The following is a 21,441-nucleotide window of genomic DNA, read 5'->3' on the forward strand; positions in this document are numbered from 1 at the left end:
AATGTTAATTATACCGACATCAAAGAAAAAACGATAGTTAAATCACTATCGTTTAGAGGGGTTCAATATTGTAGGCTTGATCATCGGCTTCATCGATTAATTTAACCGGCCGTTCTTGATTGGTTTGGATGGTGATCCGGTAACCAAATTTATCCACAAAGGTTAATTCCTGACTGTTAATGTGCTCCACATTAGCTGGAATCGCTTGATCATCAATTGTAAGATTTAGTTTTGGTGAAATTGAAATTGTGTGCGTACGATTCCGAGTGCCATCAAAATATTTCCAATTCCCAGCATATAAAACGGGTAAAGAAGTTAATGGTTTGATTTTGCGTTTCAATTGGGTGAACCCTAGCGAGCTAGAAATTCCAGCGACTAAGCCGATGCTAGATACTAATAGGCTGTTTTTTCTCATAATTCGTGACCCCATGGTAAGTCGGATTCTGATATATACTAATATACCCTTTTTTTAATGAGTTTATGTTATTAAAAGATTTCAATTCTGTTAAAACTTTGCAATAATTGGTAAAATGAATTTTAGAACTATGAAAAGGGGTCAATCTTATGTTAAAACTAGGAATTATTGGAACCAATATTATTACCGATCAAATGTTAGATGCCGCTAAAACATCGGGACGTTATCAACTAACAGCCGTTTACTCCCGAACTACCAAGCGGGCGAAGGAATTTGGAAAACCATATGGGGCTACGCAATTTTTTGATGATTTAGAAAGCTTCTTTGATGAAGGTGATTTTGACGTTGTCTACATTGCTTCGCCTAACAGCGTGCACTATCTACAAGTTCGCTTGGCCATTGAAAACGACAAATTTGTCATTTTGGAAAAGCCGGCCTTTGTTAACCCCGAAGAATTTAGTCGGATTGAATCCTTATTGCAAGCTCATCCGAAAGCGCGCTTGGTGGAGGCTGCTCGTCATATCCATACAGGGCTCTTCCATGAATCGGAAAATCAATTAGCGAAGATGGAAACCGTGGAAGGGGCGAACTTCACGGTGATGAAATATTCATCCCGATATGATAAGGTTTTGGCCGGTGAAAAACCTTATCCAAATATCTTCACCCCCGAATTTGCTGGGGGCGCCTTAATGGATCTCGGGGTGTACGCGGTCTATGCTTCTGTGACCTTATTTGGGGCACCTAATAGTGTGGTCTACTTCCCAACGATGGTCAAGAGTGGTGTCGATGGTTTAGGTACTGCCTTATTAACCTATGACAAGTTTAGTGTGACTTTGAATTTCGGTAAGACGGCCAACTCACACCTAGTTTCCGAAATTTACGGATTAAAGGATACTTTGGTTTACGACAGTATTTTTGATACCACCAAGGTAACTTACTTTGATGCTAACAAGGAAGCACATGACTTATCAGCTAAGTATTATGAAAACTCCATGGTCGATGAGTTAAACGACTTTGCTAATCTCTTTGAGAATCCTAATGATGAAGTTCAAGCAGCCCTTTACAAGAAGTGGTTTGAACTCGCCCGGACCGTTAACATGGTAATGTTCAACTTGCGGGAATCAGCTGATTTGACTTTCCCTGCCGACAATAATCGTTAAGCACATGCAATTAAATGAAAGATTTCAGCAACATTTTCAAGAGCGTGGTTTTGAAGAACCGACCTTAATTCAAGAACAGGTTTTTCAACCCATGCTCCAAGATCAAGATCTACTTGGAATCGCTCCAACTGGCTCGGGTAAGACCTTAGCTTTTGCCTGGCCCTTATTGCCCAAACTAATGGCTCAACAAGGTGTCCAATTGGTAGTTTTAGAACCTTCGCAGGAACTAGCGATACAAACAAGCCAGGTCTTGCGAGAATGGGGAAGTTTGCTAGGCCTAAGCGTTCAATCATTAACTGGGGGAGCTAACTTAAAACGGCAGGCAGAGCGATTGAAAAAAGGTCATCCGGAAGTGGTGGTTGGCACGCCGGGGCGCGTAAATCATTTATTAGATGAACGGATCTTAAAGTTACATCGAGTGATCACCGTAGTAGTTGATGAAGTGGATGAACTCTTAACGGATGATTCGCGCGATCAAGTTTTACGAGTTATTCAAGTGGTTCCCCAGGAAGCCCAGTTAGCCCTATTTTCGGCGACGAGCGGGGAACTGACGAATCAGTTAAGGGATCTATTTGATCGTGACTTTAGTGTAGTTGATGTTCGAGCGGATGATCACAGTCGCGGCCTTGTTAATCATGGCTTAGTGAAAGCGTCCACGATGAGCGATAAGGCGGCCATGCTGGAACGCTTGAGCCATACGAAAAATTTTCGGGCCTTGGTATTTTTTACTAGTATTAAGACTTTGCATTATACGGCAAGTCGTTTACAACATGCAGGTGTTTCGGTAGCTAGTTTAGGTGGTAAACAACGGCAGACAGAACGTGAAGAAATGCTTCGAAAGTTTCGTAAACGACAAGTGAAATTGTTATTAACTACAGATGTGGCTGCCCGGGGGTTAGATATCCCTAAACTACCGGCGGTGGTAAACTTTGAATTACCGAACTCGGCCGATGCTTATGTCCACCGAACCGGCCGAACCGGTCGTCAAGGCGAACCTGGCACGGTCATTAATTTAGGGAATGGTCATGATTTTCGGGATTTAAAAAAGCTTTTGGCGGAAACTGAATATGTTTTAAAACCGATGACAATTGCTAAACAACGAGTCATGGACCAGGAAAAAGCGAAGGAATTAGTTAAACCTAGCCCAAAGGCCAAAGTAGATTCAGCGAATAAGAAAACAAAGGGGTCAATAACCCAATCGACGCCGTTGAAAGCTCGCAAAAAAAAGAATCGTAAAAATAAGGGAATTCGCTTCAAACATCGGCAAAAATCACAAAATTAAAATCGGACTGGCTGGACCAAATATGGTATTATGGTCACAGTCCTTTTTTGGCCCTATAGTATAACTGGATAGTACACCCGCCTCCTAAGCGGTCGATTCCGGTTCGATTCCGGATGGGGCTATTAAATTACAGATATATTAGTGATATAATTAAGCCGAAAGTGGGGTGACACGATGTCAAAGAAAAACTTTCGGCTGGTAACTGGTCTAATTTGGTTAGTCTTATTATTAGTCGGTTGGTTGTTGTTTCATATTTCCTGGTGGGGCTATCTCCTGATGATCATTTGGATCGGTTTTGCTCACGTTTGGTTAAATCGCTTGCGAGATGACCAAGTGACGAGTTTTACTTGGCTCTTTGTGATTGTTGATGTGATTTTGTTATTGATTGCTATGATATAAAAAGAACGAGGATCGATTTGAAAATCGATTCTCGTTCTTTTTTAATCGTCAAGATGATAGACTTCAACATAGCGATCAAAGCGTGGCAAAGTAAAGGAAAGATAACCGTAATGATCAGTATTAACTAACCCTTTCTTCTTCAGGCGATCTCGACATCCTGACATCAGACTAGAAGAATAATGGAGTTCTTCACGTAAATCTTTGATGCGACATTCAGCATGGTTACCTTGGATTTTAACCATGGCAATCAGAACCTTTTGATCGTTAAACATAATTTCAGACCACAATTTATGATAAACATATTCTTGAATATTAGCATCAAATTCATTGAGTAAATCAAGTTCGTTCAATTCTGGATGTTCCCATTTTAAATATCCTAGAAGTTGGAAAGCGTAGGGATATCCTTTGGTAAGCTTAGCTAGTTTAATGGCCTCTGGATCTGGGAGGTTAAAAATTTGTTGATACTCATTACTGATAGCGGTCAGGTTTAACGGTCGTAAGAAAATTTTGGGCGCTCGGTATAGAAAAGTTAAATTATCATCATTTTGTAAGTCAGAAATGTTTTCGTAGAGTCCAGTCATTAATAAAAAAATCGGGGCGTCTTGACGAATAAAAATTTGAAAGGCCGACGCAAACTCTCGCATGGCTGGGGTATTAGTAACTTCGTCAATGGAAACCAAAATTCGGTAATGGCGGTCACGTGCAACTTTTAGCAGTTGGTCAATCGCAACTTCAATATCAGAAATTTGATGACTTGGTTCAAAATTAGCAGTAATTCCCCAAAAAGATAAGTTTATTTTGGCATCAACATATAATTTATGTAATTGTGGGGATTGATAAAGCTTACTTGCCAGAGCTTGCAGTAAGTCACGAGAACTGTTGAGTTCAATAACAATCCAGTGATCTTTTTGACTTAAAGTTTTATCAATTTCTGTTAAAGTAACGGTCTTACCTGATCCCCGGATTCCTGACAAAACATAAATTTGATTATTAATAAGTGGAGCATCAAATTCATCAATAACCTTATTGATGGCTTGGGGTCGATCGATTAGAGTTAAAGGAGTTTTACCAAAATTAAGGGTAAAAGGATTTTGAGTCATATTTTTATCTCCTGTATAACTATGTATAACTTTTTTCAAATTGTATAACTATGTATAACTTTTTTGCACAACAAAAAATCGGGAACTCAGTCCCGATTATTTATCAGCAATATCCCGATTATCTTTAAAAATTAACCACTTGGAGAAGATATAGTTGGCAATGACGACAATGACATTATCAATGACCTTAAGGATGAATTGTTGCAAATCACTATCAAAGCCAAAAACGTGAACCCCAATATTCATAAATGCGAGGTCAATGATCAAAGTGAGAGCCCGATAGAAGAAGAAGAGCAGACATTCGACCAGAAAATCACTAACCGTCGTGTAATGGGAACCAAAAACCCAAACTTTATTGGTTAGATAGGCCACAAAAACGGATAAAAACCAAGCAATTGAGGTGGCTGCTGTTACTCCCAGGTGGGTGTACATGATCATTAACTGATAAGAAGCAATATTAATAATGGTGGTGACAACACCCCAGAAAAGATAAGCGATAATCGATTTGTACTTACTAAATAATTCCATCAGCATGTTTTATTTCACCTGAGCAATTAACTGATCGACCATTTTTTCGAGTTGGATGACGTCGTCGCCTTCTGGACTAAGGTTAATTTTAACGAGGTCGGCTCCCCTAGTTGCCCCAGCAGTTTCGAATGCTTCAGCAAATTTATCAACTGCCACGCAGAAGTCATCACCATATTCGGTATCACCAGAACCAGCGACTCCGTATACCTTGCCACTTAGATCGGTCTCTTGCAGATCTTCGTAAAAGTCGAGCCCTTCATCAGGCAATGCGCCTTCATCGTATGTGTAGGGGCAAACGACGCAAATATCAACGTCAGCAAAATCGGCGGCGTCAGCTAAGGTAATTTCAGTCATCTCAACGTCGACATTCCGTTCTTCAAAAGTGCTGGTAATGATATCAGCCACATCTTCATTGTTACCGGTGATGGTTGCAAAAACCACTAAGGCTTTCGTCATGTTCATTTCCTCTTTTCGACTAATAATTCATTGTCATAGTATAGCATGTTTTGTAAGTGGTATACTATTTACATTAATGGAAAGAAGGAGTCGACAATGATTAGTTTGAAATCATCACGTGAGATTCATGATATGGAAGCTTCTGGTGCAGTTTTAGCGGGGATGCATATTGGAATGCGTGAAATTATTAAACCAGGTATTTCAAGCTGGGTAATTGAAGAATTCGCCCGGGAATACTTTCAAGATCGGGGAGCAGTTGCTGCCCAAATTGGTTTTGAGGGATATGAATTTGCCACCTGTGTCAGTGTGAATGATGAAATTTGCCATGGCTTTCCGCGTAAAGAACTAATTCTTCAAGAAGGGGATTTGGTTAAGGTTGATACGGTAGTTGAATACGATGGGGCCTTTAGCGACTCCTGTTGGAGTTATGCAGTCGGTCAAGTGAGTCCGCAGATTCAAGACTTGATGAAGGTCACTAAAGAATCATTGTATTTAGGGATTGATGCGGCCCAAGTTGGCAAGCGACTCGGCGATATTGGGGCGGTCATTCAGCATTTTACCGAAGATGAACATGGTTATGGGGACGTTCGGGATTTTGTCGGTCATGGCATTGGACCGACGATGCACGAAGATCCGATGGTAGCTCATTACGGCATTGCTGGGAAGGGCAAACGCCTGCAAAACGGCATGACCATTACGATTGAACCAATGATTAATACCGGCACTTGGGAAGCGGATACTAGTGATCCAAGTGGTTGGGTGGCCCGGACAGCTGATGGCGGTTGGAGTTGCCAATACGAGCACACTATTGCTATTACGAATGATGGTCCCAAAATCCTAACATCACAAGATCCACAAGCCGATGCAGAATACTTATTAGCTGATTATGAAGAACTGTTTACTCCGCATGCTGAAGCGGCCAAACGAATTGCTCAACATTATCAAAACAAATAGTTAGATTGGAACTGGGGTCGGAAGCTAGTCGTGTTCTTAACTGGCAAGCTTGAAAACTATCAAGACGATTATTAAAACGAGGAGGATCGGTAATGCGTAACGCCCGCCAAACGGTCAAGCGAATTATTCGGACCTATCTTTATCATTTTCAAAAAGCTCGCTTGTCGGCTTCAGCAGCGGAACTAGCCTACTATACCCTTTTATCAATTTTTCCGGCAATTCTAATTGTTGGTAACATTTTACCGATGGTCGGGCTAGATGCAAAGACGGTTTTGAGTTATTTAGAAACGGCGATTCCAACGTCCGTTTATAATTTAATCAGTCCTGTGATTTACGATCTGTTACATCGTGGTAGTGGAGGGCTGTTGACGACCGGGGTGGTGATTGCTATCTGGTCGACTAGTCAGGCGATCGCCGCCTTTCAACGTGATGTGAATGCGGCCTATGGGGTGGCTGAAGACTTAAATCCCATTTGGAATCGGATTGTTTCTTTTTTGTGGATTTTGGTGGTGCTAGTCGTCATTGCAACCTTGGTTTTTCTGTATGGGTTGGGGGAACCAATTCTGCGGAATCTACAGCCAATTTTAAATTTCAATACGCGCTACATTCATCAATTTGCTTCTTATCGGTATCCTGTGACCTTTATAGGCCTTTTTGTGGGCTTACTTTGTTTATATTATTTCGTGCCAAATGCACGGGTTCGCTTACGTTTTGTGGCTTTAGGATCTTTGGTAGCGACTTTCCTGTTAATGGGCTTAGCTCGGCTCTTAACCTATTATGGGGTGCTATTTAATACCCAAATTGCCTCTTATAAAACGATTTCGGCTTTTATTGTCATGATGATTTGGCTCGATTTATCGGGAATCATTGTGATGATTGGGGCCACGATCAATGCTACCACCCAAGTATTGGTGGAGGGTAAAGTTCAACAGCGACGGTATTTATGGGATTTCATAAAAGACAAGTCCAATTCAGATCAGCCTGAATAATCAACGATTTAAACAACCTAGTAGGGTTGTTTTTTATTTGGTCAAAATTAGTCAGACAAAATCATTGCATTTCAAATTTAAGGTGTTATAGTAATACTTGTAATTAGCACTTAGGTGATGAGAGTGCTAAAAGTGATCACCTAGGCTAATCAAAATAGACAATTATTAATTTATTGGAGGGATTCACCGTGTTAAAACCATTAGGAGATCGTGTTGTTTTAAAGGCAGAAGACGAAGAACAAACTGTTGGAGGAATTGTTTTAGCATCCAACGCTAAAAACAAGCCGACGACGGGGACGGTAGTGGCTGTTGGCCCAGGAAAGACTTTAGACAATGGTCAAGTCCGGGAACTTAGTGTTAAAGAAGGCGACAAGGTCCTTTTTGACAAATATGCCGGAAGTGAAGTTGAATACAACGGTGATAAGTACCTAGTTGTTCATGAAAACGACCTAGTTGCGGTAGTGGATTAATTATAGAGATCGAGGTAGATAAGAAATGGCTAAAGAACTTAAATTTGCTGAAGACGCCCGGGCTGCAATGTTACGTGGGGTTGACAAGTTAGCGGACACTGTTAAGACTACGATTGGTCCAAAGGGACGGAATGTGGTCCTTGAACAAAGCTATGGTTCACCTACCATCACTAATGATGGGGTTACCATTGCTAAGGGAATCGAATTAGAAGATCACTTCGAAAACATGGGGGCTAAGCTTGTCGCTGAAGTTGCTTCTAAGACTAACGACATTGCTGGTGATGGGACGACCACGGCTACGGTTTTAACCCAAGCTATTGTTAACGAAGGAATGAAGAACGTGACTGCTGGTGCTAACCCAGTTGGAATCCGCCGGGGGATTGATCTCGCTACTAAGACGGCAGTGGAAGCTTTAAAGAAGATGAGTCATGAAGTTAAGACCAAGGATGACATTGCGCAAATCGCTTCAATCTCTGCTGCTAACCCAGAAGTTGGGACTTTGATTGCCGATGCAATGGAAAAGGTTGGTAACGACGGGGTTATCACGATTGAGGACTCGCGGGGAGTTGAAACCAGCGTTGACGTGGTTGAAGGGATGAGCTTTGACCGTGGTTACATGTCTCAATACATGGTCACGGATAACGACAAGATGGAAGCAGATCTTGACAATCCATATGTCTTGATTACTGACAAGAAGATTTCTAACATTCAAGACATCTTGGAATTGTTACAAGCCGTCGTTCAAGAAGGTCGTTCCCTCTTGATTATCGCTGATGACATCACTGGTGAAGCTTTACCAACCCTTGTTTTGAACAAGATGCGGGGAACCTTTAATGTGGTATCAGTTAAGGCCCCTGGTTTTGGTGACCGGCGGAAGGAACAATTAGCTGATATTGCTGTTTTGACTGGTGGGACAGTGATCTCCGATGATCTTGGTATGAACTTGAGTGATGTTACGGTTGCTCAATTAGGTCAAGCTAACAAGGTCACGGTTACGAAGGATGCCACTACCATTGTTGATGGTGCTGGTGATAAGACGGCAATTGCTGAACGGGTTGAACAAATCAAGAAGGCGATCGCAGAATCAACTTCTGACTTTGACAAGGAAAAGCTTCAAGAACGGCTTGCTAAATTAGCTGGTGGGGTTGCCGTTGTTAAGGTCGGTGCTGCTACGGAAACCGAATTAAAGGAACGTAAGTACCGGATCGAAGATGCCTTAAACGCTACACGGGCTGCTGTGCAAGAAGGATTTGTTCCTGGTGGTGGAACTGCCCTTGTGAATGTCATCGCTGACCTTGAAAAGATTGAAGCTACGGGTGACGAAGCTACCGGGGTTAACATTGTTAAGGCTGCCTTAGAAGCACCAGTTCGTCAAATTGCTGAAAATGCTGGTTTGGAAGGTTCAGTTATTGTTAACCAATTAAAGAACGAAAAGCCAGGGGTTGGTTACAATGCGGCTGAAGACAAGTTTGAAGACATGGTCGCAGCCGGAATTGTTGACCCAACTAAGGTAACACGTTCTGCTTTGCAAAATGCGGCTTCAGTTTCATCATTGTTATTGACGACGGAAGCAGTTGTTGCTGACAAGCCAGAAGATAATCCTGCTCCTGCCGCTCCAGCTGGTGCCGGCATGCCAGGCATGATGTAATCTAAGAATTAAACATAAACATTATTTGATATTAAACCTCCAAGGCAAAGATGCTTTGGAGGTTTATTTTATGGTTCGGGGGTGATAGAATAGCTTTTGTTTAAATTTTCTTTAAGAGAGGCAAGATTATGTGGAGATACCTGAAACGACTTTTAATTGGGAAACCATTAAAAACGTTAGACGAAGGTCAAGCTAACCTAACCAAATTTAAAGGGTTAGCCCTTTTATCTTCAGATGCTTTATCGTCTGTGGCCTATGGTACGGAGCAAATTACGACTACCTTGGTCGCTTTATCAACGGCGGCGATTTGGTATTCGCTACCGATTGCTGGGATTGTCTTAGTCCTGTTATTTGCGATTACCTTATCTTATCGGCAAATTATTCGCGCTTACCCAAATGGCGGGGGCGCCTATGTGGTTGCTACTAAAAACTGGGGGCAAAATGGCGGTCTAATCGCTGGTGGCTCCTTGCTGGTTGACTATATGTTGACGGTGGCGGTTTCGACCACTTCGGGAACGGAAGCCATAACTTCGGCCATTCCTAGTCTGCTACCTTATTCGGTGCCGATTTCCGTCATTATTGTGATTGCGATTATGATGTTAAACCTCCGGGGGTTAAGTGAAAGTGCCAACTTCTTAACGATTCCGGTATACTTTTTTGTGATCATGATCGTGGTCATGATTGTCTGGGGATTGATCAATATTGTGACCGGGCATGTCGCTTATAATGCCACGGCCGATTACGGAACCCCTGTTGCTGGGATGTCGGCGGTTCTTTTTATCCGGGCCTTTTCAGCTGGTTCTTCTTCTCTAACAGGTGTGGAGGCCATCTCGAATGCGGTGCCTAACTTTAAGGAACCGAAAATTAAAAATGCGGCGAACACATTAGCAATCATGAGTTTGCTCTTGGCTGCTTTCTTCGGCGGGATTACCTTCTTAAGTTTCTACTTTGGGATTGTTCCTAATGGGCGAGTGACTGTCCTTTCCCAGATCGGATCGGCCGTTTTTGGTGGCCATGGGGTAGCCTTTTATTTACTCCAATTATCCACAGCCATGATCTTAGCTGTTGCTGCCAATACCGGATTCTCGGCTTTCCCGATGTTGGCTTTTAATATGGCCAAAGACAAATTCTTACCCCATGCCTTTATGGATCGAGGCGACCGGCTTGGGTACTCTAATGGGATCATCGCTTTGGCAGTTGGTGCCATTATTATGATCTTGATCTTCCACGGGGAAACCAATATGTTAATTCCTTTGTACGCGGTGGGGGTCTTTGTGCCCTTTACCTTATCGCAATCAGGAATGATTATTCATTGGTTCCGTGAACGGGAAGGTCATTGGGTCTCCAAATCAAGTATTAATTTCGTGGGAGCTGCCATTTCCTTAGCTCTAGTTTGCTTTCTTTTTTGGCAACACTTTTGGAATGTCTGGCCATACTTAATCATCATGCCCCTGTTGATTTGGATGTTCTACAAAATCCATCAACATTATCTTAGTGTGGGTGAACAGTTACGGGTTTATGAGAAAACTAAGGTCCAACTCCATGATTATGATGGGGCCACGGTAATTGTTTTGGTCGGGAATGTCACCCGGGTCACCAAAGGGGCCATTAACTATGCCCGCTCAATTGGTGATTATGTCATTGCCATGCACGTGTCATTTGATGAAAATCCCGGAAAAGAGCATAAAACAGCCAATGAATTTAAGATTGAATTTCCAGATGTCCGCTTTGTCGATATTCATTCATCATATCGGTCCGTGGCCCAGCCAACTGTACGGTTTGTGGATATTATTGCTAAACGGGCGGCTGATCGTAACTATTCCGTTACGGTGCTGGTACCGCAATTTATTCCACGGAAACCATGGCAGCGAATTTTGCATAACCAAACCAGTTTGCGTCTGCGAACAATTTTAAATTCTCGTGAAAATGTGATTGTCTCGTCTTATAATTATCATTTGAATAAATAGTAAAAATTACTAATTAATATTTGAAAACTAATTTACATATGGTAAAATAAAGGTGTGAAAGAGATAGCGGGTTTACGGAGCCCATTGAAAAAACCGGGATTTTTAGCGGGTTTACAGTCCTATTACAAAACTGGAACTTATAGCGGGTTTGCGGAGCCCATTAACAAAACCGAACTTTCGCTATTAAGGAGGTTTATACTCCTATATACATAACTAATTTGGATATATTAGATATGTATATGGAAGTATAAACCTTTTATTTTTAATTCATTTGGGGGGATTATGAGGTTTTGTACAATTAACGAAAGATATATGGAATATTTAAGGTCTATCGATTCACGAATTTCAAAATATAATTATGGGAGTGATCACTATAAACCTTTTTCCATACTCTTTTTACGGTTAATAATCTAGTAAATGTAGGTTCAATTACTTCACCAAAGTCGAAGCATCGACACATGCATTCGGATATTGATTTTAAAAAAGTTTTTATTGATACTAATAAAAGACGGGGGAGATATTTTTCGGGGGCAATCAACCTCAATTTAATGTTTCCGGTACCAACTTGGTGCATCAATGACTTTAATTTTTCAGAAATGGATCAGGTGAAGTCATTTAAGAATTCAAAGGAGAAATCAAAATATATTTCATTTCTAAAACATCAACTTAAATCGATTAACCAATTAAATCTTCCAGAAGCAGCCACCAAACTATATAACTATCGATATGAGCATCCAGAGAGTTCAGTTGCGAGAAGATGTTTAGATTTTAAACAGTTAGAAATATTCTCCAAAGAGTATGACGATGAGATTGATAAGTAAATACCCCCGTCACTTGACTGACGGGGGTTATTTATTATAAGGAATTTCATGTTGACGTTCTTCACCAGGAGTTAAGGTTAGTTGATCATTAAAACGACTTGTTAAATCATCGATGACCGTTTGAATCTGATCATTATCAACGTAAACTTGGGTGGTTACGTTCACCCCATAGACTTCATCAGCAATTTCCAAGGGGATTTGTTGTAAATAATAAAGTAACTGATCGTGTAGTTTATAAGGAACCTCAATAGCTAAAATTGTTTGCGTGATCCGTTGAACGATGCCAGCTTCCTCGATTGCCGTAGAAGTAGCGTTACTATAGGCGCGAATTAAGCCCCCCGCACCTAACTTGATACCGCCAAAATATCTAGTCACGACGGCACAAACGTTGTGGAGACCACGCTTTTGCAAAGCTTCTAAAATTGGGACCCCTGCAGTACCGCTTGGTTCACCATTATCACTTTCACGTTGGATTTCATCATGATCGCCGATTAAATAGGCAAAACAATTATGATTGGCTTTCCGATGCGCTTGACCAATGGAACTAATAAATTCACGTGCTTCTTCTTCAGAGGCAATCTTTTTTAAATGACAGATAAAGCGCGATTTTTTGATCACGAGTTCGTGACTAGTATCAGTTTTAATCGTTAAAAAAATGTTTGCCATGGGATCCTCATTTCTACGTATATTTGGGTGGAGGTGAACCGGATGGAAGTAAGTCACTTTTATGGGCGCCAAGTGTTGGCTTACCCATGTGAGATGGATAATTTACCAAGTGAAATTCAAATTATAGACCCAATTGAGATTCGGTCCACAACGATTCGTTGTCGTCGTTGTAATCAGATTATCAAAAAGCCCGATGCGGCTCTACCTCATCACCAGTATTATTGCCCAACTTGTATCAATTTGGGCCGAGTCAGTACACTAGCTAAATTTTACCATCTTCCCGAACCAAATCAATTTGAAATTCCCCCGACCATTTTGACTTGGCAAGGTCAATTATCATCTCTACAAACGATGGCTGCTCAAGAAGTGGCGGCTAGTATGGCACATCACGATCATCGCCTTTTGTGGGCGGTTACCGGCGCGGGCAAAACCGAGATGATTTTTCCGGGTCTCGCAGCAGCAATAAAACGCGGCGAACGACTTGCTATTGCATCACCACGGGTAGATGTTTGTTTAGAATTGTACCCACGTCTTCAAGAAGCGTTTGCTAATACAAAGATTGCCTTATCACACGGTCGACAACCGGAACAGTATCACTATTGGCAATTAACGATCTGTACTACGCACCAGCTGTTAAGGTTCTATCAGGCCTTTGATAATTTGATCATTGATGAAGTTGATGCCTTTCCGTACGCTTCGAATGAACAATTGATCTATGCCACTCACCAAGCGATCAAACCGACGGGTGGACTTTTATATTTGACGGCAACACCTGGGCCAGCGCTTTTTAAACAGATTAAAAAACATCAATTAAAGGTGTCATACTTACCTTTACGTTATCATGGCCATTTGTTGCCAGAGATTAAGGTTAAACGAGCGGGGCGTTGGCGACATCGCTTACCAAAATCGCTGATTCAATGGATTAAGCATCGTTTAGGAAAGTTAGAAATGCTAATCTTCGTTCCGCATGTGGCTGATTTAGCATATGTGGAAACTATTTTTAAAGAACAAATTCATCAAGCAAGGTTCACCACAGTCCATGCTGCCGACCCCCAACGTTTAGAAAAGGTTCAAGCTATGCGTGATCATCAATATGACTTTTTAATCACTACGACGATTTTGGAACGGGGAGTAACTTTACCGAAAATTGATGTGGCCGTGCTGGGGGCAGATGATCAAGTATTTTCCGCCTCGGCCCTTGTTCAAATTGCGGGACGGGTGGGTCGCTCCAGTGAACGACCGGGCGGTGATGTGACCTTTTGGGTTCAAGAACCAGCAGTAAATGTTAAAGAGGCCCAACGCCAAATCAAGCAGATGAATCGACGGGGGCGGCATTATCAATGAAAAAATGTTTGTTGTGTCACCAAGACATTCAGTATCAAGTTCCTTTAAGTCAGTTACTCTTTGGTCCGACACCGCAAGAACCATCGCTATGTCCCGATTGTCAAAAGCGTTTTCGCCCACGGCCTCAAAATGGATGTCAAGGTTGTGGGCGACCTTGTGACCGGAAACTTTGTAATGATTGTCAGCTCTGGCAAAATGAATATGGCTGGGTGCTTAAAAATCACAGCTTATATCACTATGATCAGGCTATGAAGGATTTTATGCGTCAATATAAATTTATGGGTGATTATCGCTTGCATCAAGTTTTTCAAGAGGAAATCACCCAAAAAATTCAGTCACTGCAACCAACGCTAGTCGTCCCAATTCCAGCCACGCCACATACTTTAATGACGCGGGGCTTTAATCAAGCGGCGGCTTTATATACTGGCCTACTAAGTGAATTGTTGGGCCACCTACAAGCAGATAAACAACCGCAAACTTCAAAAGGGCGTCAAGCACGGTTATCCACACCCCAGCCGTTTGTCTTAACGAGTTCAGCATCACTAGCAACAGAACACATCGTTTTATTAGATGATATATACACGACTGGGCGGACCCTTTATCATGCGGCGGACTTATTGCGCCAAGCTGGGTGTCAAGATGTCCAAAGTGTGACCTTGGCCAGCTAAATAATCGGGATGTCGACTTATGAAAATGAATTGTGAAACCGGTTTAATTCGATTATAATAAATATAAGGATATGAGAAGAGTGGTCCTTCTGATATCAGCCGAGTCTTCAGAAAGGGACTTGGTCTGAAAGGAGAGAGTAACATGTTAAAGTTTAACATTCGTGGCGAAAACATCGAAGTTACAGACGCCATTCGTGAATATGTAGAAAAGCGCTTAAGTAAGTTAGAAAAATACCTGGAAGAAAATGTGCCGGCTGAAGCACATGTCAACTTGAAGGTATACTCCAACAAGACTTACAAGGTGGAAGTTACCATTCCATTGCCATACTTGACTTTACGGGCGGAAGAAACTTCAAACGACATGTATGGAAGTATTGATTTAGTCACTGACAAGTTGGAACGTCAAGTTCGTAAGTACAAGACCAGGGTTAACCGGAAAGCTCGGGAAAAGGGCTTGAAGGACCTTGAATTTGTGGACACGGTGGACGATGAAGAACCAGTCAGTGACTTAAAGATCGTACGGACCAAGCAAATCTCTTTGAAGCCAATGGATTCTGAAGAAGCCGTATTACAAATGGATATGTTAGGTCATGACTTCTTCGTCTTCGAAGATGCTGATACTAATGGTACAAGTATTGTCTATCGGCGCAATGACGGTCGTTATGGGTTGATTGAAGTAAATTAATTTTTTGAGGTCAGGCTAGAAATGGTCTGGCTTTTTTATACGCAAAAAAGCCCGTTTCCCAGGTGAGTAGGAAACGGGCTTTCGACTAGAAGGACTTAACAACCACGTCGTCAGTCGTGGTGACATATTTGGCTAAAACTGGTACGACGTACAATTCCTCGCCCTGCTTATCAAATAACTTGGCGTCAGCAATGGCTTGCATGGCGGCCTTAACCGTTGCTTCATCCAGGGATTCATTTACGTAGTTTAATTTTAAGGTGTGGACCTTATTTAAGTTACTCTTAAATACTAAATCTAATACTTTCATCAGAAACCTCCTAAATTTATTCACTAATCTTGGAAACGGTGCTCAGTTGAACATCGGTGACATTATCACCCGTCAATGTCTTGAGGGCGGCTAAGAAGCTTTGCAATTTGGCGTCGTCAATATTTTCGACCAAGTTAGCAAAAGTCCGCCGAATGGACTCTTCTTGGTGACTGTTGATGGCCGTTAATTGAAGCTTATTCGCTGAAAAGGTATGTTGCATGATATAATCTCCTTGAATCTTTCTATGTAATCATTGGCCAATGCTTACATACCTTACATCGATTGAAGCAAAGAATTTGTCAGGGTGAAAATGAAAAAAATTACCAAAATCGAAGCACAAAAGCGACTGGGACGCTACAACATTTACTTAAATGGCCAGTATGCTTTTCCGGTCGCCGAAAGTGTCTTAATCAAATATCGATTAGCAAAAGATCTGGAATTAGATACAGCGACGCTCGAACAAATCACTAAGGACGATCAAATTGCTAAAGCTTATGGGCGGATGTTGGATTATTTGTCGCATCAATTACGCACGGAAGCCGAAGTGAAGCAAAAATTAACCGACCTTGAAACGCCCCCCGAAATGATTGATCCCGTGATGGAACACTTACGATCTGACCGACTGTTAGACGATCAAGTTTATGCGGACAGTTATGTGCGGACGGTGATGCATACCGAATTGAAGGGTCCGCAAGTCATTCGTCAAAAGTTACGGCAAAAAGGGGTGGGGGAATTAGTGATTGATCAGGCACTGGAGCAATTTGATCTCAATAGCCAACTCGAGAATGCTCAAAAGCTCGCCCAACGACTAGTGAAACGTTACCGTCATGAACCAATTCGGCGTCAGGAAGAAAAAGTGCGTCAGGGTTTGATGACTAATGGCTATTCCAGTGACCTATATAATCAACTCAAAGAAAACCTTGTCTTAGTCCGTGATGAAGATCAACAATCATCATTATTAGCGACCAGTGGCGAAAAAATCTGGCAACGCAATCGACGCTATGAAAATCTCTATGAGCGTAAAATGAAAACGAAACAGGCCCTATATCGAAAAGGCTTTGACTTAGATGCGATTGATCGTTGGCTAGCAGAACGCGATTCTTAAAAATGACTTTTGCTGAAGTTGAAATACTGGTATTATGTAACAGTGAGTTCATTTTAAAAATTTGAGAAAGTACTTATGAAAACAGAAAACAAGTTTCAACAAAAACCGTCCTATCTGTTTTTTAAACGGCTAACCGATATTATTTTATCGGTGGTGGCCTTAGTTTGTTTTAGTCCAGTATTCTTAGCAGTTTGGTTTAAATGCCAATACGGCGATAATAAGGGACCGATTTTTTTTAAACAAACGCGGATTGGTCAATATGGACGGCCTTTTAAAATTTATAAATTTCGCTCGATGATTGTCGATGCCGATCAAGTGCTGCATGCTAATCAAGAATTATATGCTAAGTATGTGGCTAATAACTATAAACTGGAGCCGGAAGAAGATCCGCGGATCACTCGGACGGGACGCTTTTTACGCAAAACCTCGCTAGACGAAATTCCGCAATTCATCAATATCATTCGTGGGGAAATGAGTATTATTGGTCCACGGCCGGTCGTCGCCGAAGAGGTGAAGATTTATGGTGATCGGGCAGAGAAGTTCCTATCGGTCAAACCCGGAGCCATGGGACTTTGGCAAGCTAGCGGTCGGAGTAATATCGGTTATCCCGAACGCTGTGATCTAGAATTGAGTTATGTGGATCAAGCTTCGTATTGGTTTGACCTCAAAATAATGTTTAAAAACATTATTAGTATCTTTACTAGCGAAGGGGCTTATTAGTCCTGGGAGAGTAATATGAAGATTAAAATTTTAGTAGCAACCCATAAGAATTACCAAATGCCAACTGACTCGGTTTATTTACCTGTTTCAGTGGGGCAAGCCTTACATCCAGACCGGCAATTACCCTATCAAGGTGATGATCAAGGGGAGAATATCTCGGTAAAGAATCCTCATTACAATGAGCTGACCGCCATCTATTGGGGATGGAAGAATCTGGATGTTGACGCGATGGGCTTAGTTCATTATCGGCGGCACTTTATGAGTCGACCAGGTCGAAAAATGCAGGATGTGATCTCTGGGGCCGAGGTGGCGGACTTGTTAGAGCAATATGATGTTTTACTTCCTAAGCGTCGACACTACTGGATTGAGACGAACCGATCCCAGTATTTGCATGCTCATGAACATGCGCCTTTTGAAACTATGGAAAAGGTAATCAAAAATGATTATCCCGAATATGGGGCGGCCTTTGATTTGGTAATGCAACGAACCTGGGGACATATGTTTAATATGTTCATTATGAAAAAAGAACCGCTTGATCAGTTCTGTCAGTGGATGTTTGACGTGTTAGAAAAAGTTGAAGCGCAGACGGATGTTTCAACCTACACGCCATATGAACAGCGAGTTTATGGCTTTTTAAGTGAGCATCTCTTAGATATTTGGTTGGAAGTTCATGCCGAATATCGAGTTAAAGAAATTCCGTATGCTTTTATGGAACCCACGAACTGGTTAAAAAAGGGCGGAAATTTCATAAAGCGGAAGTTAATTGGACACCGATAGGGGATTGAAAATGAGAACCAAGCTGAAAAAAATTTGGAATACCCCCATTACCGGTGCTCAACTATATTTATTAGCCTTTGCGATCTATTTCATTCCCGCTTTCCTGATTGATTCTTTATATACTAATTATATTAGTTGGTCCAAGTTGCGTTTGCTAACTTATTTAGCGATTCCGATTTTAATCTTTAAAATTTATGTTATGGACCGCTGGCGGTGGCCTACAAAGCTATTCATTACTGGATTAATTCTCTTTAGTGTTATTGCTTGGCGAGCTTCCCGCTATCCAGAATTAATGGTTACTATGGTTTTTGTTTTGGCAGCTAGTGGAATCGATTTTAAACAAGTAGCCCGGTGGTATCTATATCTGTCGGTTACTTTTCTAGTTATAATTGCCGTGACTTCCCTTGTTCACATCGTGCCTAATCTCGTATATACGTCAGCACTGCGGCCAGACCGATATGGACTTGGAATGGCTTACACAACCTACGTCGCTTCGCATGCTTTATTTTCGGCCTTAGCTTATTGTTACGTTCGTTTTGGCAAACTTGGTTGGCTTGATTATCTAGGCATCGCAATTGTAGCCTTTGTAACCATGAAGTATACCAATACTCGGTTAGACTTTTATGCAATGTTGTTAATGATCCCTGTTATGTGGATTACGCAACGAGCAGCCAATGGTAAGCGGTATGCGCAAATAATTTTGTCATTTTGGTGGATTGCGACCCCGGTGCTGGCTGTAATCACGTTAACGGGTGCTTACTTTTTCGATGATCATAACCAAATTTATCGAAAATTTAATGAGCTTTTATCGGGGCGCTTAGGGTTGAGTAAGAAAGCATTTAGCATGTATGACCCCAATATTTTTGGTCGATACATCCAAGAAAAAGCTTTTGGTGGAGCTAAGGGACAGGCTTTTGCTAATCAAAATCAATTTGGTTTAAGTGCTGATTATTTTTATATTGATTCCTCTTTTGTCCGGATGTTGCTTCTGTGGGGAATTGTCATATTTTTGCTGTTTATTGTTGCGATGACATTTATCGCCTTAGTTAATACAATTCAGCGGAAATATATTTTGTCGGCAATTGTAATGTTGGTAGCGATCAATTCGATGGTTGAACCACACTCATTGCAATTAATCTATAATGTTTTTATTCTAGCCCTAATTCCGCAAATCGAATGGGTGAAACACAAATTAAGTGGAGATAATTATGTCAAATAAAATAACCTTGAATAATATTAGCAAAGTCGTTTGGAAAAATTTAATCGTGATCTTGGTCATTACGATTATTGGTGGCTTAGCTGGCGGCTTCTATGCTGAGCACAAAAAACATACATCTTATGTAGCAGATCGTTCCTTGATGATTTCCCATGGTTACAATGACTCAACCGCAAATGAACAGGTTCAGGCGGATCTAAGTTTAACGAAAACCTATAAAGGAATGTTGGATAGCATCGATGTGGCTAATGCTGCCCGTAAGACTTTACCAAAGAAGTTACAAAAGAAGTATAGTGCTAGTGAAATTCAATCGATGATTCGAATAAAAACGGTAGATCAAAGCTTGGTATTAGACGTTTCGGTGCGGGCTGATCGAGCAAAGGATGCAACGAAGATTGTTAATGCTGTCGTTGATGCAGCGCAAACCGAATTGCCAAAGATGTCACCATCTGTGGGGACGGTTTCAACTTTTGCTAAAGCTAAAACAAGTGATGCCACCAGTCAAACATCACCGTCAGCTAAAAAGTATGCACTCTTGGGAGCTGCAGTCGGTTTATTAGTCGGGATGGTCTTAGCTTTTTCAATCACTACTTGGAAGAATTTAATTTAATAAGGGGATTAACTTATGACACAATATGATTATTTAGTAGTTGGTGCCGGCTTGTTTGGGGCAACCTTCGCATATGAAGCCGCTCAACGTGGTAAGCGCGTCAAGGTGATTGAAAAACGTGACCATTTAGCTGGTAATATCTATACTAAAGAAGAATTTGGAATTCAAGTTCACCAATATGGCGCACATATCTTTCATACCTCTAATAAAGAAGTTTGGAACTATGTCCAAAAGTTTGCGGAATTTAATCGTTACACGAATAGTCCAGTGGCTAATTACAATGGTAAAATGTATAACCTACCATTTAATATGAACACCTTTAGCGAAATGTGGGGGGTGCGGACGCCGCAAGAAGCGATCGATAAGATTAATGAACAACGTCAAGAAATGGCGGGGAAAGAACCCCAGAATTTGGAAGAACAGGCAATTTCATTAATTGGTCGCGATATTTATGAAAAGCTAATCAAGGGCTACACTGAGAAACAATGGGGTCGAAAAGCAACTGAATTGCCAGCCTTCATTATTCGTCGGTTACCGGTACGATTAACTTATGACAATAACTATTTCAATGATGACTATCAAGGAATTCCCAAGGGTGGTTATACTCAAATCGTTGAAAAAATGTTGGCAAGTGATCTGATTGACGTTGAAACGGGTGTGGACTTCTTCGATCAAAAAGATCAGTACCTTCAAGAATTTCCGAAAGTCGTTTTCACGGGGATGATTGATCAATTCTTCAACTATGAACTAGGCGAATTAGAATACCGGAGCTTGAAGTTTGAAACCGAAACTTTAGACGAAGGTAACCATCAAGGAAACGCCGTGGTCAATTATACGGATGCTGAAACACCATATACTCGAATCATTGAGCATAAGCACTTTGAATTTGGCAAAGGTGATGAAATTAAAACGGTGATTACGCGTGAGTACCCGGCTGATTGGCAACGTGGGGATGAACCTTATTATCCAGTTAATAACGATAAAAATAATCAGTTGTATCAACAGTATCAAAATTATGCAGCTGAACAAGCCAAAAATGTTATTTTTGGCGGACGGCTTGGTCAATACAAATATTACAACATGGATCAAGTAATTGCTGCGGCTTTAGAAACAGTGCAACAAGAATTTAATTAGAAGAAAAGACGGAAATATCC

At 41.4% G+C, this 21,441-nt stretch carries 24 protein-coding genes, 1 tRNA gene and 1 pseudogene; 19 read left to right on the forward strand and 7 right to left on the reverse strand.

The features are described 5' to 3' along the window. Positions 1-52: 52 nt before the first annotated feature. Positions 53-415, reverse strand: coding sequence for a DUF4828 domain-containing protein (locus FC60_RS01830; protein ID WP_056936810.1), 363 nt, complete (start codon positions 413-415; stop codon positions 53-55). 149 nt (positions 416-564) lie between these two features. Between FC60_RS01830 and FC60_RS01835 the strand changes: the two genes are divergently transcribed. The 4 genes from FC60_RS01835 (at position 565) to FC60_RS01850 (ending at position 3,256) form a co-directional block, all read left to right on the forward strand. Next, complete coding sequence (locus FC60_RS01835; RefSeq protein WP_056936811.1) at positions 565-1,575, forward strand: Gfo/Idh/MocA family protein; 1,011 nt, start codon at positions 565-567, stop codon at positions 1,573-1,575. Positions 1,576-1,579: 4 nt separating this feature from the next. Continuing rightward, the gene (locus tag FC60_RS01840; RefSeq protein WP_056936812.1) at positions 1,580-2,857 is read left to right on the forward strand and encodes a DEAD/DEAH box helicase; all 1,278 of its coding nucleotides are present in this window, start codon (positions 1,580-1,582) and stop codon (positions 2,855-2,857) included. 49 nt (positions 2,858-2,906) lie between these two features. Next, positions 2,907-2,979 (forward strand) — tRNA-Arg (locus FC60_RS01845). 52 nt (positions 2,980-3,031) lie between these two features. After that, the gene (locus FC60_RS01850; protein WP_056936813.1) at positions 3,032-3,256 is read left to right on the forward strand and encodes a hypothetical protein; all 225 of its coding nucleotides are present in this window, start codon (positions 3,032-3,034) and stop codon (positions 3,254-3,256) included. 41 nt (positions 3,257-3,297) lie between these two features. Here the strand turns inward: FC60_RS01850 and FC60_RS01855 are convergent, their stop codons facing one another. From FC60_RS01855 to FC60_RS01865, 3 genes are all read right to left on the reverse strand, one after another. Beyond that, positions 3,298-4,356 (reverse strand): ATP-binding protein, encoded by a 1,059-nt coding sequence (locus FC60_RS01855; protein ID WP_056936814.1) that lies wholly within the window; start codon positions 4,354-4,356, stop codon positions 3,298-3,300. 96 nt (positions 4,357-4,452) lie between these two features. Next, on the reverse strand, positions 4,453-4,890 hold the full coding sequence (locus FC60_RS01860; protein WP_056936815.1) for a GtrA family protein: 438 nt from the start codon (positions 4,888-4,890) through the stop codon (positions 4,453-4,455). A gap of 3 nt (positions 4,891-4,893) precedes the next feature. Then, a complete protein-coding gene (locus FC60_RS01865; RefSeq protein WP_056936816.1) occupies positions 4,894-5,340 on the reverse strand; it encodes a flavodoxin in 447 nt (148 codons plus the stop codon). Between the two features lie 96 nt (positions 5,341-5,436). Between FC60_RS01865 and map the strand changes: the two genes are divergently transcribed. From map to FC60_RS01895, 6 genes and pseudogenes are all read left to right on the forward strand, one after another. After that, positions 5,437-6,294, forward strand: a complete 858-nt coding sequence (gene map / locus FC60_RS01870) for a type I methionyl aminopeptidase (RefSeq protein ID WP_056936817.1) — start codon at positions 5,437-5,439, stop codon at positions 6,292-6,294. A 92-nt stretch (positions 6,295-6,386) separates the two neighbouring features. Continuing rightward, complete coding sequence (locus FC60_RS01875; RefSeq protein WP_056936818.1) at positions 6,387-7,283, forward strand: YihY/virulence factor BrkB family protein; 897 nt, start codon at positions 6,387-6,389, stop codon at positions 7,281-7,283. 188 nt (positions 7,284-7,471) lie between these two features. Continuing rightward, positions 7,472-7,753 (forward strand): co-chaperone GroES, encoded by a 282-nt coding sequence (gene groES / locus FC60_RS01880; RefSeq protein WP_056936819.1) that lies wholly within the window; start codon positions 7,472-7,474, stop codon positions 7,751-7,753. A gap of 25 nt (positions 7,754-7,778) precedes the next feature. After that, positions 7,779-9,401 (forward strand): chaperonin GroEL, encoded by a 1,623-nt coding sequence (gene groL, locus FC60_RS01885; protein ID WP_007122573.1) that lies wholly within the window; start codon positions 7,779-7,781, stop codon positions 9,399-9,401. A 128-nt stretch (positions 9,402-9,529) separates the two neighbouring features. Continuing rightward, positions 9,530-11,368, forward strand: a complete 1,839-nt coding sequence (locus FC60_RS01890; RefSeq protein WP_007122572.1) for an APC family permease — start codon at positions 9,530-9,532, stop codon at positions 11,366-11,368. 401 nt (positions 11,369-11,769) lie between these two features. Further along, positions 11,770-12,189, forward strand: a pseudogene (locus FC60_RS01895) (type III toxin-antitoxin system ToxN/AbiQ family toxin); the annotation flags it as partial. Between the two features lie 27 nt (positions 12,190-12,216). Here FC60_RS01895 and FC60_RS01900 read toward each other — a convergent pair. Then, complete coding sequence (locus FC60_RS01900) at positions 12,217-12,855, reverse strand: YigZ family protein (protein WP_056936821.1); 639 nt, start codon at positions 12,853-12,855, stop codon at positions 12,217-12,219. A gap of 42 nt (positions 12,856-12,897) precedes the next feature. On the opposite strand from FC60_RS01900, the gene FC60_RS01905 reads away from it, so the two are divergent. From FC60_RS01905 to hpf, 3 genes are all read left to right on the forward strand, one after another. Further along, a complete protein-coding gene (locus tag FC60_RS01905) occupies positions 12,898-14,199 on the forward strand; it encodes an ATP-dependent helicase ComFA (protein WP_056936822.1) in 1,302 nt (433 codons plus the stop codon). Further along, positions 14,196-14,867 carry a ComF family protein gene (locus FC60_RS01910; protein ID WP_056936823.1) on the forward strand — a complete coding sequence of 224 codons (672 nt, stop codon included), beginning with the start codon at positions 14,196-14,198 and terminating at the stop codon, positions 14,865-14,867. The genes FC60_RS01905 and FC60_RS01910 overlap by 4 nt, the downstream gene beginning before the upstream one ends. Positions 14,868-15,009: 142 nt before the next feature. Then, positions 15,010-15,552: a ribosome hibernation-promoting factor, HPF/YfiA family gene (hpf, locus tag FC60_RS01915; protein ID WP_056936824.1), complete on the forward strand. Its 543-nt coding sequence runs from the start codon at positions 15,010-15,012 to the stop codon at positions 15,550-15,552. Positions 15,553-15,637: 85 nt separating this feature from the next. On the opposite strand, the gene FC60_RS01920 is transcribed toward hpf, so the two are convergent. After that, positions 15,638-15,859, reverse strand: a complete 222-nt coding sequence (locus FC60_RS01920; protein WP_056936825.1) for a DUF2922 domain-containing protein — start codon at positions 15,857-15,859, stop codon at positions 15,638-15,640. A 16-nt stretch (positions 15,860-15,875) separates the two neighbouring features. After that, complete coding sequence (locus FC60_RS01925) at positions 15,876-16,079, reverse strand: DUF1659 domain-containing protein (RefSeq protein WP_056936826.1); 204 nt, start codon at positions 16,077-16,079, stop codon at positions 15,876-15,878. A 90-nt stretch (positions 16,080-16,169) separates the two neighbouring features. Here FC60_RS01925 and recX point away from each other — a divergent pair, with 90 nt between their 5' ends. The 6 genes from recX to glf all read left to right on the forward strand — a co-directional run bounded on the left by recX (position 16,170) and on the right by glf (position 21,421). After that, entirely contained in the window at positions 16,170-16,964 is a 795-nt protein-coding gene (gene recX / locus FC60_RS01930; RefSeq protein WP_056936827.1) for a recombination regulator RecX, read from the forward strand. Positions 16,965-17,039: 75 nt separating this feature from the next. Beyond that, the gene (locus tag FC60_RS01935) at positions 17,040-17,684 is read left to right on the forward strand and encodes a sugar transferase (protein WP_056936828.1); all 645 of its coding nucleotides are present in this window, start codon (positions 17,040-17,042) and stop codon (positions 17,682-17,684) included. 15 nt (positions 17,685-17,699) lie between these two features. Then, entirely contained in the window at positions 17,700-18,461 is a 762-nt protein-coding gene (locus FC60_RS01940; RefSeq protein WP_056936829.1) for a DUF4422 domain-containing protein, read from the forward strand. Positions 18,462-18,471: 10 nt separating this feature from the next. After that, positions 18,472-19,680 carry a hypothetical protein gene (locus FC60_RS01945; protein ID WP_056936830.1) on the forward strand — a complete coding sequence of 403 codons (1,209 nt, stop codon included), beginning with the start codon at positions 18,472-18,474 and terminating at the stop codon, positions 19,678-19,680. After that, on the forward strand, positions 19,670-20,287 hold the full coding sequence (locus FC60_RS01950; RefSeq protein WP_056936831.1) for a YveK family protein: 618 nt from the start codon (positions 19,670-19,672) through the stop codon (positions 20,285-20,287). The genes FC60_RS01945 and FC60_RS01950 overlap by 11 nt, the downstream gene beginning before the upstream one ends. Before the next feature lie 15 nt (positions 20,288-20,302). Beyond that, on the forward strand, positions 20,303-21,421 hold the full coding sequence (gene glf, locus FC60_RS01955) for a UDP-galactopyranose mutase (RefSeq protein WP_056936832.1): 1,119 nt from the start codon (positions 20,303-20,305) through the stop codon (positions 21,419-21,421). Positions 21,422-21,441 lie beyond the last annotated feature (20 nt).

Origin of the sequence: Limosilactobacillus gastricus DSM 16045, from assembly GCF_001434365.1 — a bacterium.
GTDB lineage: Bacteria > Bacillota > Bacilli > Lactobacillales > Lactobacillaceae > Limosilactobacillus > Limosilactobacillus gastricus.

Coding starts and splice junctions, on each gene's coding strand:
- FC60_RS01850 (WP_056936813.1), top strand. CDS start 3,032: ATGTCAAAGAAAAACTTTCGGCTGGTAACTGGTCTAATTTGGTTAGTC.
- groL (WP_007122573.1), top strand. CDS start 7,779: ATGGCTAAAGAACTTAAATTTGCTGAAGACGCCCGGGCTGCAATGTTA.
- hpf (WP_056936824.1), top strand. CDS start 15,010: ATGTTAAAGTTTAACATTCGTGGCGAAAACATCGAAGTTACAGACGCC.
- FC60_RS01865 (WP_056936816.1), bottom strand. CDS start 5,340: ATGACGAAAGCCTTAGTGGTTTTTGCAACCATCACCGGTAACAATGAA.
- FC60_RS01905 (WP_056936822.1), top strand. CDS start 12,898: ATGGAAGTAAGTCACTTTTATGGGCGCCAAGTGTTGGCTTACCCATGT.
- FC60_RS01855 (WP_056936814.1), bottom strand. CDS start 4,356: ATGACTCAAAATCCTTTTACCCTTAATTTTGGTAAAACTCCTTTAACT.
- FC60_RS01890 (WP_007122572.1), top strand. CDS start 9,530: ATGTGGAGATACCTGAAACGACTTTTAATTGGGAAACCATTAAAAACG.
- recX (WP_056936827.1), top strand. CDS start 16,170: ATGAAAAAAATTACCAAAATCGAAGCACAAAAGCGACTGGGACGCTAC.
- FC60_RS01900 (WP_056936821.1), bottom strand. CDS start 12,855: ATGGCAAACATTTTTTTAACGATTAAAACTGATACTAGTCACGAACTC.
- FC60_RS01925 (WP_056936826.1), bottom strand. CDS start 16,079: ATGCAACATACCTTTTCAGCGAATAAGCTTCAATTAACGGCCATCAAC.
- FC60_RS01950 (WP_056936831.1), top strand. CDS start 19,670: ATGTCAAATAAAATAACCTTGAATAATATTAGCAAAGTCGTTTGGAAA.
- FC60_RS01945 (WP_056936830.1), top strand. CDS start 18,472: ATGAGAACCAAGCTGAAAAAAATTTGGAATACCCCCATTACCGGTGCT.
- FC60_RS01910 (WP_056936823.1), top strand. CDS start 14,196: ATGAAAAAATGTTTGTTGTGTCACCAAGACATTCAGTATCAAGTTCCT.
- FC60_RS01940 (WP_056936829.1), top strand. CDS start 17,700: ATGAAGATTAAAATTTTAGTAGCAACCCATAAGAATTACCAAATGCCA.
- FC60_RS01835 (WP_056936811.1), top strand. CDS start 565: ATGTTAAAACTAGGAATTATTGGAACCAATATTATTACCGATCAAATG.
- FC60_RS01830 (WP_056936810.1), bottom strand. CDS start 415: ATGAGAAAAAACAGCCTATTAGTATCTAGCATCGGCTTAGTCGCTGGA.
- FC60_RS01860 (WP_056936815.1), bottom strand. CDS start 4,890: ATGCTGATGGAATTATTTAGTAAGTACAAATCGATTATCGCTTATCTT.
- map (WP_056936817.1), top strand. CDS start 5,437: ATGATTAGTTTGAAATCATCACGTGAGATTCATGATATGGAAGCTTCT.
- FC60_RS01840 (WP_056936812.1), top strand. CDS start 1,580: ATGCAATTAAATGAAAGATTTCAGCAACATTTTCAAGAGCGTGGTTTT.
- glf (WP_056936832.1), top strand. CDS start 20,303: ATGACACAATATGATTATTTAGTAGTTGGTGCCGGCTTGTTTGGGGCA.
- FC60_RS01875 (WP_056936818.1), top strand. CDS start 6,387: ATGCGTAACGCCCGCCAAACGGTCAAGCGAATTATTCGGACCTATCTT.
- FC60_RS01935 (WP_056936828.1), top strand. CDS start 17,040: ATGAAAACAGAAAACAAGTTTCAACAAAAACCGTCCTATCTGTTTTTT.
- FC60_RS01920 (WP_056936825.1), bottom strand. CDS start 15,859: ATGAAAGTATTAGATTTAGTATTTAAGAGTAACTTAAATAAGGTCCAC.